The 12851-nt window shown below is 62.3% G+C and carries 8 protein-coding genes and 1 pseudogene; 1 reads left to right on the top strand and 8 read right to left on the bottom strand.

What is annotated here, in order from left to right; translation table 11 throughout:
* Positions 1-126: 126 nt before the first annotated feature.
* The 8 genes and pseudogenes from CA234_RS23335 to CA234_RS23300 form a co-directional block, all read right to left on the bottom strand.
* Positions 127-351: pseudogene (locus CA234_RS23335) on the bottom strand (transposase); the annotation flags it as partial.
* A 330-nt stretch (positions 352-681) separates the two neighbouring features.
* The gene (locus CA234_RS23330; protein WP_241213667.1) at positions 682-2994 is read right to left on the bottom strand and encodes a methyl-accepting chemotaxis protein; all 2313 of its coding nucleotides are present in this window, start codon (positions 2992-2994) and stop codon (positions 682-684) included.
* Between the two features lie 553 nt (positions 2995-3547).
* Positions 3548-5770, bottom strand: coding sequence for an acetate--CoA ligase (gene acs, locus CA234_RS23325; RefSeq protein ID WP_241213666.1), 2223 nt, complete (start codon positions 5768-5770; stop codon positions 3548-3550).
* An 83-nt stretch (positions 5771-5853) separates the two neighbouring features.
* A complete protein-coding gene (adhP, locus tag CA234_RS23320; RefSeq protein WP_125976788.1) occupies positions 5854-6888 on the bottom strand; it encodes an alcohol dehydrogenase AdhP in 1035 nt (344 codons plus the stop codon).
* 74 nt (positions 6889-6962) lie between these two features.
* The gene (gene adh, locus CA234_RS23315; protein ID WP_126002874.1) at positions 6963-8483 is read right to left on the bottom strand and encodes an aldehyde dehydrogenase; all 1521 of its coding nucleotides are present in this window, start codon (positions 8481-8483) and stop codon (positions 6963-6965) included.
* A 137-nt stretch (positions 8484-8620) separates the two neighbouring features.
* Positions 8621-9646, bottom strand: coding sequence for a GAF domain-containing protein (locus CA234_RS23310; protein ID WP_346962898.1), 1026 nt, complete (start codon positions 9644-9646; stop codon positions 8621-8623).
* A 27-nt stretch (positions 9647-9673) separates the two neighbouring features.
* Entirely contained in the window at positions 9674-11047 is a 1374-nt protein-coding gene (locus CA234_RS23305; protein ID WP_125976790.1) for a methyl-accepting chemotaxis protein, read from the bottom strand.
* Positions 11048-11483: 436 nt separating this feature from the next.
* Positions 11484-12332, bottom strand: coding sequence for a class I SAM-dependent methyltransferase (locus CA234_RS23300; RefSeq protein ID WP_125976809.1), 849 nt, complete (start codon positions 12330-12332; stop codon positions 11484-11486).
* 67 nt (positions 12333-12399) lie between these two features.
* On the opposite strand from CA234_RS23300, the gene CA234_RS23295 reads away from it, so the two are divergent.
* Positions 12400-12762: a MerR family transcriptional regulator gene (locus tag CA234_RS23295; RefSeq protein ID WP_164521923.1), complete on the top strand. Its 363-nt coding sequence runs from the start codon at positions 12400-12402 to the stop codon at positions 12760-12762.
* Positions 12763-12851 lie beyond the last annotated feature (89 nt).

The following is a 12851-nucleotide window of genomic DNA, read 5'->3' as shown; positions in this document are numbered from 1 at the left end:
GCATGATCAATCGTCGTCGATCGGCTCGCGGCACACCCATCAGGTGCATCATCAGTTTCAATTACACCGGACCTCAGTTTTGGTGTAGGTTCTGTGCGGCTCCGCTTCCAAAATGACGGTCATGAGAGCGTGCAGTACCGTCACGTCGACTGCCGCCTCTGCCGCGACCGGCTCCGACCCGAACACGTCAGCCGCACCCTCCAACAGCCGTGCACGCCACTGGTTGATGAGGTTAGGGTGCACGTCATATTGCTGTGCCAGCTCGGCCAGCGTCTTCTCGCCCTTCACCGCTGCAAGTGCCACTTTCGCCTTGAACGCAGGGTTGTGGTTCCGCCGGGGTCGCTTGCTCATCTTGCCTTCTCCTTGCGGCCAGCATGGCCGCTCTCCGATCGGCAATCCACTTATCCCCGCTGTTCAGATTCCCCGAGCCACCTCTCTCCGAACCGGCCCCTCTCGGCCGCTCAGCAACACGTTTTCCGTTACCATGAGCGGTCCTTCCGATTCCCGGCTCTGGATACTCAAGACCGGATGCCGGCAGCCGTGATAATTTTTCATCCCCAGGCCGAATGCACGGAAGCACTCGAGCCAGATGAATCAAGTCTCGGACTACCTGCTGTCCGCGGAGTGTGTCCAAAAGAAGGGCCGGGAGCAATCCCGGGCCCCTACGGTCTGGCATAAGCCTCAGGCGAAAGACCGCGCGCGATCGGGCCGCACCCCTCGCACGTGTACGTCGCGCTGAAACGATCGGAGGTTCGTCCCAACCCTGTCCACGGTAAACGTCGCCGCCTGTGCGCTCAACGATGTCACTTCGATCGATAGATTGCGTGCCGCCGCCGAGGTCTGCTCCACCATCGCCGCATTCTGCTGCGTTGCTTGGTCCATCGCGCCGAGTGCGGCGCTAATCTCCGTCATTGCTGCGGATTGCGCTCGGCTGTCCTCCGCCATGGTCCCGAGCAGGCCGTGCACCGACTCTACGTCTTGAGCGATGTCGACAAGCGCGGTATCCACCCGGCGCACTGCCTGCACCGCCGCAGTTATGTCGGCTTGGGTCGCGGTCAGCTGGTCGCGCGCGATCCGAGCTTCCTCTTCCGCCCGCATCGCCAGTGCCGAGACGAGATCTGCGACCACCGCGAAGCCGCGGCCGGCATCGCCAGCTCGCCCGGCCTCCACCGCCGCGTTCATCGCCAGCACGCGAGTCTGGAACGCGATCTTGTCGAGGCCCTCGATCACATTGTCGATGCCCTCGGCGCTGCTGCTCACCCGTCCCATCGCCTGCATTGCTTCGTCGGCAGTTGAGCGGCCGCCCTGCACCGTCAGGATCGCCTGGTCCGCGCGTTTCAGCGTCTGGTCGGACGCGCTTGCACCAGCGCGCAACCGCCCGTCGATCTGCACCAGCGCGGCGCTGGTTTCCTCCAGGCTCGCCGCATTACTTTCGGTGCGGCGGGCAAGGTCCTCGGAGGCCTGCGCGATTTCCTGCGATCCGGTGCGGATCGTCTGGGTGCTTTCGCCCACCGCGCCGATAAGGTCGCGCAGGCTGGCGAGCGCGGTGTTGAAGTTATGCTTCAGCCCTTCATACTCGCTCGGAAAGGCCTGGACGATGTCGACGGTTAGGTCGCCCTTGGAAAGGCCGCCCAGGCTGGTGGAAACCGTCTCGACGACGAACTCGGTCTTGGCCTGCTCGTCCACCCGCCGGGCGAGATTGGCTTTTATGTCCTCCTGCATCTTGCGCAGCGCCTCGGCCAGCGTGCCCACTTCGTCCGCCTGGTGGATCGCCAGCGTCTGGTCCAGCTGCTCCTTGGCGATGCCGTTGGCGAACTGGGCGCACTGGCTGATCGGCGTCGCGATACGCTTGGCGGCCAGGCCGATCGCGAAAACCGCGCCGACCGCGACGCCGATGCCGATCAGCAGCTGCAGCACCATGCTGGTGATCGCCTTGGCGCTGAGCGAGCCGCTGAGCGTCTCCGCCTGCGCCATCACCAGCGCGCGCGGGACCGAGATCACCACCGACCAGGGCGTCTTGCTGCGGCCGAGCGTGATCGGCGAATAGACATCGATATTCGCCTGCTTGGGATCGTCGATCACCCGCGCCTCGCCGGTCTTGACGATGTCGGCGAGCTGCGCCCAGTGCGGATCGGCGCTGGCGGCGGCCTTGCCGATCGTCTCGGGCGCGGCGCTGTTGGCCGCGATCAGCCCGGTATTGTTGACGATCAGCACCACGCCCTTGCCCGAGAATAGCGACGCGTTGGTCTTGCTCGCCACCTTCTGGAGAAAATCGAGATCATAATCGGTGCCGGAGACGCCCACGAAGCGGCCATGCACGGTGATCGGCACCGACATAGTGGCCAGGAACACCTGCTTGCCCTGCACGATGTAGGGCAGCGGGCCGAGGATGCTTTCCTCGCCATTGGCCTTGGGGCCGAGGTACCAGCCGCCCTTCACCAGCCCGTTCGGATGGCGTTCGGCGCTGTCATATTCGACGAGGGGCTGGATCGCGACATTGCCGTTCGCGCCACGCGTCCAATAGGCGAGGAAACGGCCGGTGCTGTCCGATCCGGCCGCGTGATTGTTGGCAAAACCGGCATCGTTGCCGTCGATCGCATTGGGCTCCCAAGCCGAATAGGTGCCGTTTAAGCTCGGATTCTGTTCAAGCACATGACGCAGCAATGCATTGAACTGCGCGCGGCGTTCGCCAGGCGCGGTGCGTTCTGCGAGCACCGAAAAGCTGTGCGCGTCCGTGCGCGCGGCATCGAATGCGACGTCGAGGGCGCCTTTGATACCCTGCGCCTCTACCGCAGCGCGGTTCTGCAGCATGTCCTTCGCTTGGGCGCTCACAATGGTGCCGACCTCCCGACCGACGAATGCATGCGAGTTCCAAGCAAAGAACGCGCTTGCGAGCACGAGGATGATTACTGTCATTGTCAGGAAAAAACCTGCTATCAAAGCAATCTTACGCTGTAGCGAGGTCATTCTATTCAGATATCTTATCACGTTCATTAGTGACATCCTTCCAGGCCCGTAAATTGGCACGTACCGGCGGAAACCCCTCCCTTCTCTTGTAGGCACATGGGGTGGAAGGAATTTTCTGTGAACGAAATCTCGGGATGAATGCGTCTCGCATTTGAGACAACGCGTTGGATATTGATTTTCTATCCAAATGAAGGCATTGCGGTGCACTAATACACGGAGGTAATTTTCCGCGCGAACTCTGTATCTTGGCAATTATTTCTCAGAGAGAGTCCAGATGATGAGCTTGGCTTGGCCACAACTCGGGCGCTCAATCTATCCAACCGGAAGCCGAAGAGTGAAGGTGGCGCCGCGGAGCACGTCACGCGGATCGTGCCACGCTCCGCCGCAATGGACCGAACCCGACAGCTGCGCCGATCAGCCGTCAGCCTTGGAAGGTTCCACCTTGGCGTTTTCTGGTGACTGACCGGCGGCCTTCGTCAAACCGTGCATCCGGCCAAGCAAATCAGAGCGTGGTTCTTTGGCGATACTTCTATCGAGCGCTGACGCGACGATGCCTCCGGGAGCAGTTGCAATGCCGGTGTCACCGTCCGGCTGGTTCGTTCATGCCCTCTCGCAGTTGCTGCACCACCGTTGGGTCCGCCAGCGTAGAGATATCGCCGATCTGATCAGCCTGACCTTCTGCCAGTTTGCGCAATATGCGCCGCATGATCTTACCCGATCGGGTCTTTGGAAGCCCTGGGACGAACTGGATTACATCCGGTGTGGCTATAGGTCCGATTTCCTTGCGCACCAGGGTCCGCAGTTCCCCCCGTAGCGCCTCGCTTCCCTCCTCCCCTGCATTCAGCATCACGAAGGCATAAATTCCCTGCCCCTTAACGTCGTGCGGCATGCCTACGACGGCGGCCTCACTCACCAGTTCGTGCATGTCCAGCGCGCGCTCCACTTCCGCGGTTCCCATGCGGTGCCCGGAGACGTTGATGACGTCATCGACCCGACCGGTGATCCAGAAATAGCCATCTGCGTCGCGGCGCGCCCCGTCGCCGGTGAAATAGGTGCCCGGGAAGGTGCTGAAATAGGTTTGGAAAAACCGTTCGTGATCGCCGAAGACGGTGCGCATCTGGCCCGGCCAGCTGCGGGTGAGGACCAGATTGCCCTCGGCCGCGCCGGCCAGCGCATGGCCTTCGCCATCGACCAGCTCGGGGCTGACCCCGGGCAGGGGAAACGTCGCGCTGCCCGGCTTGGTTGCCGTCGCGCCCGGCACGGGAGCGATCAGCGCCCCACCCGTTTCGGTCTGCCACCAGGTATCGACGATCGGACATTCTCCCCGACCGATCCTCTCGTGATACCAGTCCCATGCTTCGGGGTTGATCGGCTCCCCCACCGTTCCGAGCAGGCGGATCGACGACAGATCGTGGGGCGTCACCCATCGGTCGCCCTCGCGCATGAGCGCGCGGATCGCCGTCGGTGCGGTGTAGAAGATCGTCACGCCCAGGCGCGCGCTCGTTTCCCACAATCGGCCCGGATCCGGGTAGTTCGGCACGCCATCGAACATGACCGTCCGCGCGCCGTTTGAGAGCGGGCCATAGACGACATAGCTATGCCCGGTGATCCAGCCAATGTCCGCGGTACACCAGAACAGGTCGTCGGACACGTCCCGGCCGTGCTCCGGTCCGAACAGCAGGTCATACGTCAGCGTGGACCACAGCAAATAGCCCCCGGTGGTATGGAGCACGCCCTTCGGTTTGCCGGTCGAGCCGGAAGTGTACAGGATGAAGAGTGGATCTTCGGCATTCATCGTCTCGGGCGCGCAATCTTCGGGGGCGGCGGCGCAAGCCTTCTCCCACCAAATGTCGCGCCCCTCCCGCATCGACACCGGGCCACCGGTCCGCCGCATGACGATGACCGAGCGAACCCCGCTTGCACGTTCCAGCGCGCAGTCGACATTGTCCTTGAGCGGAATCCGCTTGCCGCCGCGGGTTCCCTCATCGGCGGTGACAACGAGAGTCGCGCCGCAGTCGATGATCCGGTCGGCCAGGCTTTCGGGCGAAAACCCGCCGAACACCACCGAATGGACCGCGCCGATCCGTGCGCAGGCGAGCATGGCGATCGCCGCCTCCGGCACCATCGGCATGTACAGGGCTACGCGGTCCCCCTTGGCGATGCCGTTCGCTTTCAGGACATTGGCGAAGCGACAGACCTCGCGATGCAACGCGCGATAGGTCAAACTACGCCCTTCACCCGGCTCGTCACCCTCGAACACGATCGCCTGCTGATCGCCGCGCGTCATCAGATGGCGGTCGAGGCAGTTGACCGACACGTTCAGTTCGCCATCGGCAAACCAGCGTATGCCGAAATCGCGCTTGTCGAAGCTGCTCTCGTCCGCCTTGGTCGGGAAGACGCTCCAGTCGAGGCGGCGCGCCTCCGCAAGCCAGAAGCCGTCCGCATCCCGACCGTGCGCTGCCTGCATCGCGCGAAGCCGATCTGCCCGGTGCAGCATGGCGATTTCCCCTTCGTCGTAGGCGCGGCTCCGCACGAGGAAGCGCCGGCCCGTCCCGTTGTCGAGGCTGAACATGCCGCCCCGCCCCTCCACCACGTCCAGGATCAGTTGCGTGTGCTTCCATGCCGCGAACTGCCCCGCCCCGATATAGACCGGGGTGGTGTCGATCGTGCCCAGCAGCACGTCCGCGCCGCCGAGGCGGAACTCGCTGCGCGGATAGACCATGGGACTGGAGCCGTCACAGCACCCGCCGGACTGGTGGATCAGCACCGGACCGTGGCGTGCAGCGATTTCGGCCAGCAGCATCGCGGCTGCTTCCGTGGCAAGCACGCGGTGGACAGGGCGAGCCTGTGAAAGGACCGCCCCGCCCATCGGCGCACGGCTCGGCATCATTGCGTCAGGTCGAGCACGACGCGCCCGTTGATCTGTCCCTTGCGCATCCGCTCGAACACCGAATTGATATCGTCCAGTTTGGCGGTGGAGATGGTCGCCTTCACCTTGCCGTCACCGGCGAAATCGAGCGATTCCTGTAGGTCCAGTCGCGTGCCGACGATGGAACCGCGCACGGTGATGCCGTTCAGCACCATGCCGAAAATGTTGAGCGGGAAGTCGCCCGGCGGAAGTCCGTTGAGCGCGACGGTGCCGCCACGCCCGACCATGCCGACGGCCTGCTCAAAGGCCTTCTCGCTCACCGCCGTGACCAGCACGCCGCGCGCGCCGCCGCCGGTCATTCGCTTTACCGCGGCGGCGGGGTCCTTTTCGGTCCGCGCGTTGACGGTCTCCTTGGCGCCGAGTTCGCGTGCAAGCGCAAGCTTGGCGTCGTCCACGTCCACGGCGACCACGTCCAACCCCATCGCGACCGCATATTGCACGGCCATGTGGCCCAGACCGCCGATGCCGGAGATGACCACGGCATCGCCCGGCTTGGTGTCGGTCATCTTCAGCCCTTTGTAGACGGTGACGCCCGCGCACAGTACCGGCGCAATCTCGTTGAACCCGATATTGTCGGGCAGGTGACCGACGTAATTGGGGTCGGCCAGGACATAGTCGGCGAACCCGCCATTGACCGAGTAGCCCGTGTTGCGCTGGCTTTCGCAAAGCGTCTCCCATCCGCCCAAGCAGTGGGTGCAATGGCCACAGGCGGTGTAGAGCCAGGGCACACCGACCCGATCGCCTTCCTTCACATGAGTTACCCCCTGCCCCACCGCGGACACGAAGCCCACGCCTTCATGCCCGGGGATGAAGGGCGGGTTGGGCTTGACTGGCCAATCCCCCTCCGCCGCATGCAGATCGGTGTGGCACACGCCCGATGCCTGGATCGCCACCTGGATCATGCCTGGCCCGACTTCGGGCACCGGCACCTCCTCGATCCGCAGGGGTTCGCCGAAGGCGCGCACGACGGCGGCTTTCATGGTCTTCGTCATGATGTCTCTCCTGGATTCTCTTTTGGGCACGGCGCGGCGAGGATTCACCGCACCGCACCGCTCCGCGGCCCGCCTCAGAAAAAGCCGAGTTTCTTCGGGCTGTAGCTGACCAGCATGTTCTTGGTCTGCTGATAGTGATCGAGCATCATGCGATGGTTTTCGCGCCCTATGCCGGACTGTTTGTAGCCACCGAATGCGGCATGGGCGGGATAGGCGTGGTAGCAATTGGTCCACACGCGCCCTGCCCGGATCGCGCGGCCGAAGCGGTAGCACGTGTTCGCATCACGGCTCCACACCCCCGCCCCCAGGCCGTAGAGCGTGTCGTTGGCGATCTGCAGCGCCTCTTCATGATCCTTGAAGGTGGTCACGGCGAGTACGGGGCCGAAGATCTCCTCCTGGAAGATGCGCATCCGGTTGTTGCCCCGGAACACGGTCGGCTTGACGTAGTAGCCGCCCGCGATTTCGCCGTCGAACCGCGCGGCCTCGCCACCGGTCAACAGTTCGGCGCCCTCCTGCTTGCCGATGTCGATATAGGACAGGATCTTCTGCTGCTGTTCGGACGAGGCCTGCGCGCCGATCATGGTTTCCATGTCGAGCGGGTTGCCGGCCTTGATTGCCTGTACACGGGCGATCGCGCGTTCCATGAAGCGATCGTAGATGCGTTCATGCACCAGCGCGCGGCTGGGGCATGTGCAGACCTCGCCCTGGTTGAGCGCGAACATCACGAAGCCTTCGATCGCCTTGTCGAGATAGTCATCGTCGTCGCGGCACACATCCTCAAAGAATATGTTGGGGCTCTTGCCGCCCAGCTCGAGCGTGACCGGGATGAGGTTCTCGCTGGCGTATTGCATGATGAGACGGCCGGTGGTCGTCTCCCCGGTGAAAGCGATCTTGGCGATGCGGCTGCTGCTGGCGAGCGGCTTGCCCGCTTCCACGCCGAAACCGTTGACCACGTTCAGCACGCCGGCGGGCAGCAGGTCGCCGATCATCTCCAACAGCACCATGATCGAGGCCGGAGTCTGCTCGGCAGGCTTCAACACCACGCAGTTGCCTGCGGCCAGTGCCGGCGCAAGCTTCCACACCGCCATCAGGATGGGGAAGTTCCACGGGATGATCTGGCCGACAACGCCCAGCGGTTCGTGGAAATGATAGGCGACCGTATCCTGGTCGATTTCCGAAATGCCGCCTTCCTGCGCACGGATGCAGCCAGCGAAATAGCGGAAATGATCGATTGCCAGCGGGATGTCGGCCGCCACCGTCTCGCGCAGCGGCTTACCATTGTCCCAGGTTTCCGCGACCGCGAGCTTGAAGAGATTTTCTTCCATCCGGTCGGCGATGCGATTCAGGATCAGCGCGCGCTCGCCGGCACTGGTGCGGCCCCAGGCGTCCTTGGCGGCATGGGCTGCATCGAGTGCGGCTTCGATGTCGGCCGCCTGACTGCGCGCAACCTTGCCAACGGGCTTGCCGGTGACGGGCGAGATATTGTCGAAATACCGCCCGTCCTTGGGCGCCATCCACTTGCCGTCGATGAAGTTGTCGTACTTCTCTGCGAAGGGCGCGCTCATGGAAGCCGCCGGATTGGTTCGCATGTCCATCGTTTATCCTCTCACGTTGCCGGATGCTCCCGGTCTTGAAGAGGATGGTTTCGTGAAACAGCGGCGCTGAAAAGAGGGAGCAGCGCGAAGGGGGGCGGCACTGTCTCGCTGTCGAGACAGCTTGACGGCACCTCGTGTCAATCGCGCGTCAAACCGACCTTCTCCATCCGTCGATAGAGCGTGGCGCGTCCGATCCCGAGAGCCCTGGCGGCACGCGTTGCGTTTCCATCCGCCTGCGCCAAAGCGCGTCGCAATACCGCGCGTTCCGAGTCGCGAAAGGATGCGGCCTCGCCGCCACCGAGGATGTCGGCAGCGCTTCGACACCCGGTCAGGCATGCATCGGTAAGATGAAAGCGATGGCGCGCGGCGTGCGTGGCGCCGATAACCAGATCGTCGCGATCGACTGCCAGCAAAGCCGAATCGCCCCCGGGAAGGTTTGCATCGATGATGCGATGACCTTCGAAGTATCGACGAAAGATGCCGCTTTCGATCCGCCGCGCGGCGTCCTGAACGATCTTCTGGATCAGAGAGCCCATCGCCATCGTGTGATCGTCGCGGCAATTGGAGATATCGAGCGCTCCTACCAACTGTCCCGCCGCGTCTCGAACCGGAGCATCCATGCAGCTGATGCCGATGTTCCGACTGGCGAAATGCTCATCGCGGTGGATCGTGATCGGCCGACCTTCCACGAGGCAGGTCCCGATCCCGTTGGTGCCTTCGCGGCTCTCGCTCCAGACGCCACCCGGCGTCAGCCCGACCTTGTCGAACATCTCCCGATCACCCGCGCTGCTCCGCGCTTCGAGGATGACGCCTTCATTGTCCGATAGCATGACGGCGCAACCGGTAACGGCGACGATCTGAAACAGCTGGTCGAGCAGAGGGCGCGCGACCTCGAGCATCAGGCCATGACGCTGCCGCCGCTGCGTGAGATCGCAGCCCGATACCAGATCGGATGCTCGCGCGGCACCCGCGTCCAGACCATGCTTGAGGCCCGATCGACACCAGCTTGCCGCGACGAAAGATCTCGCGGCACTCGAGGACGAGTGCAACACCTCCGCCACCGAGTCTTCGTGCTGAGCTGCCATAACATTCTCATAGCTAGTTTCGCGCAGGTTGACGACGGAGAAATCGGCAACAAGCTTGCGTCCGCTGCCGATCCTCAATCCTCCGGCTTCATCATGGTGCGCAGCTCAAAACGAGCTCCACTCCCCAGCGCCGGAAGAGGATGTGTTCGAGCGCACGGGCTTCTGCTGCGCGTAAGCCTCCGGCTTGTTCCAGCCGGAACGGACTGCGCCCCGCTCTGATGGCTGACCGATATTGAAATGCGAAGCAGCTTGGGTCAGTTGCATCACTTCGCTTGCGAGATTGCGCGCCGCGGCAGATGTCTGCTCGACCATCGCTGCATTCTGCTGCGTCGTTTGATCCATCGCGTTGACCGTTTCGCTGATCTCGCTAACAGCGTTCGCCTGCGCGTTGTTGTCTTTAGCGATGTTGCCAAGGAGGTCATGCACCTCGCCAACGTCATTCGAGATTCCAACAAACGCGCCGTCGACCTTACGCACCATTTCCACGGCAGATAGAATCTCGGATTGTGTGGTGGTAAGCTGATCACGAGCCCGTCCGGCTTCCTCCTCCGCGCGCATCGCAAGAGCGGACACGAGATCAGCGACGACAGCAAAGCCGCGTCCGGCTTCGCCTGCGCGACCAGCTTCGACAGCAGCGTTCATGGCGAGGACGCGCGTTTGGAAAGCGATCTTGTCCAAACCTTCGATGACGCTGTCGATTCCCTTCGCGCTATCCGAGACTCTCCCCATGGCCGACACCGCATCATCGGCGATAACTCGCCCATCTGCGACCGTCGAGATCGCAGCATCCGCACGCGAAACCGTCTTGGCCGCCGCAGCAGCCGTTTGCTTCAGGCGGCTGTCCATTTGGGTGATTGCCGCGGTGGTTTCTTCCAAATTCGCGGCGTTCGCCTCCGTTCGCCGCGCCAAATCTTCAGAAGCCGTTGCAATCTCGTTGGCGCCACTCTCGATGGTGGTGGCACTAAGAGAAACTGCTCCGATCAGTTCCTTCAGACCTTCCAGCGTCAAATTGAAATCATCTCGCAGCGAAGCGTAATCGGAGGGAAAGGGGTGATCGATCTTGGCTGTTAAATCTCCCGACCGCACGCGACGGAGGTGCTCACCAAGCTCCTTTACCACATCGGCTTGTTCGATCGCCTGCTGCTGCTGTTCGACCGCGGCATCGCGGAAGGTAAGCATCGCCTTTGTCATGCGCCCCACGCAATCTTTGTAATGCGTGAAGGCAATAGCGCTGCTGAGATCGCCGGCAGCTAGACCTTCCATGCGCACGACGGTTTCCACATAAGGGTCGGCGATCGCGGCTCGGAACTTCATCGCGAGATGCGTCGCCAGGATGAACAGCGTCAGATCGACGCCAAGGCGGACCCACCCCGCTATGAAGAAGGACAGGAACTCGAGCAACGCCATCAGCCCGATCATCGTGCCAAATGCGATCTGCAGCTTCTGCCTTATCGGCGCCTCAGCCCTGAACCGTTCCATGCCACTCTCCTTTCGCACCCGTTTCGATATGGTGAGGTTTGCAGAGCCTATAGAGGCTTGGTTGACGATCCTTCCCCTTGGACCATAAGTATTTTCCCAACTCACATACGCAATTTGAGAAGCGACAGTTTAGAATCCAAACATCATTGCCACCGGACTTCGTGAGAAGACGGGAATAAAGCGTTGTGATCCGCATTTTATGTCAGTGGTTGTGAACGTTCCTCTCATATCGATCCCTCGGAGATCATCACCTGTCACTGCTACAGGGCTGCGGTGAGCAGCGAGCAGCCCATCGCTACAGGTGCTTCTAGAAGCAGACGCTGCGGAACGGGTACCAGAGGCGCCGCTAGGTGGTGTCCAGGGTAAAATTGGGCACCGGGTGCGAGAGGCGATCAATTGACGTGACAGAGGTGGACCGGGCCGCGCGATGCAACAGCTAGCAGGGCCTGCTTCCAGCTTGTGCGCTAACCATCCAGCAGGCGGCATCGAATTGAACCGCACCATCGATCAGGAACTCGACGAACGCGGCGTCCAATACAGCCAAGACTCTGTCTCGTAGGCTGCTCTCGAGGCTGGGCAGGATCATCCCAACTGGGCCCAAGCAGCGAGCGTAACGATGAAGATCCGCTTCCGTCATGCGGCAGCGAACGTCCAGTGAAACAACGTCTACGCTGTGCCAACCCGCGGCCCTCAGCAACCTGGCGACCCGATCTGGATCTGACCAGGCGAATTGGCCCGGTTCATGAGGATCGACCGGAGCGCCCCATCCGAGTAGGGGAGCTGCGGCACGCTCCGCCGCGGTCATGAAAGGGTTTTCCTCCCGACTCCGCCACACAAGCGATGTTAGTCTGCCGCCAGGGGCAACTGCGTTTCCGATATTCGCAAAGGCGGCCTCTGGGTCATCAAAGAACATGACACCGAAGCGCGAAACTACCGCGTCGAACGATCCGGTCTCAAAGCGATAGCGCTGGGCGTCACCAGCAAGGAACCGCGCGTTCTTCGCGCTTTCAGCCATAGCCCTGTGGCGAGCGTGATCCAACATTGCTTCCGAGATGTCGACGCCGCAACACGTTCCCAACGGCGCAAGCCTTCTGGCTATGGCGAGGGTCGTAGCGCCTGTGCCACAGCCGACGTCCAGCACGTTTCGCGGAGATTGCGTCACCGCCGCGTCCGCTAGGATCTGCTCCAAAGGAAAGAAGAGCCGATCCAGCATTGGCTGAAGGTCGACCCACGCATTCCCCCGCCGCCCGTCCCAAGCCAGTTCGCTCCCCTTACGCTGTTCCATCGCCTCCTCCTTGCTACCGTTGATGATTCGCGGCATTGTGCCACTTCAAGTCAACTTGAGGTCAAGTATGGCCCTGATCGACATCGCGGAGCTTGCGCGCCGCAGTGGCATGCCAGCGTCGACGTTGCGCTATTACGAGGAACTAGGCCTCATCGATTCACTCGGCCGGCGCGGATTGCGGCGCACCTTCGATGAAAACGTCATGAATCGACTGTCGCTCATCGCTCTTGGGCAAATGGCTGGCTTGTCCCTGACGTCTATCGGTCAGATGCTTGGTTCCGGTAGCGAGGTAGCAGTCGACCGGGCCCTGCTCACCGCAAAAGCCAATGAAATTGATGAGGCGATCAAAAGGATGACAGCCGTTCGTGACGGCCTGCGCCACGCTGCGGATTTGAACCGCGCCGGGTTTGCCGGAGGCTCCAACTCCTGAGAAGGTGGAGCCTGTATGAGCAAGACGACGAACAAGTTTTCTCCTGAGGTCCGCGAGCGTGCGGTGCGGATGGTATTCGATCACGAGCA

It is taken from the genome of Sphingomonas sp. ABOLE (assembly GCF_003950455.1).
GTDB classification, from domain to species: Bacteria; Pseudomonadota; Alphaproteobacteria; order Sphingomonadales; family Sphingomonadaceae; genus Sphingomonas; species Sphingomonas trueperi.
The sequence above is the reverse complement of the archived record's forward strand: the minus strand, read 5'-3'. Positions and strand labels throughout refer to the sequence as shown.

Bases quoted from the DNA above. Each gene is read 5' to 3' on its own strand.
- CA234_RS23295 (WP_164521923.1), top strand. From the start codon at position 12,400: ATGGCCCTGATCGACATCGCGGAGCTTGCGCGCCGCAGTGGCATGCCA.
- CA234_RS23300 (WP_125976809.1), bottom strand. From the start codon at position 12,332: ATGGAACAGCGTAAGGGGAGCGAACTGGCTTGGGACGGGCGGCGGGGG.
- CA234_RS23305 (WP_125976790.1), bottom strand. From the start codon at position 11,047: ATGGAACGGTTCAGGGCTGAGGCGCCGATAAGGCAGAAGCTGCAGATC.
- CA234_RS23330 (WP_241213667.1), bottom strand. From the start codon at position 2,994: ATGAACGTGATAAGATATCTGAATAGAATGACCTCGCTACAGCGTAAG.
- adhP (WP_125976788.1), bottom strand. From the start codon at position 6,888: ATGACGAAGACCATGAAAGCCGCCGTCGTGCGCGCCTTCGGCGAACCC.
- adh (WP_126002874.1), bottom strand. From the start codon at position 8,483: ATGGACATGCGAACCAATCCGGCGGCTTCCATGAGCGCGCCCTTCGCA.
- acs (WP_241213666.1), bottom strand. From the start codon at position 5,770: ATGCTGCTGGCCGAAATCGCTGCACGCCACGGTCCGGTGCTGATCCAC.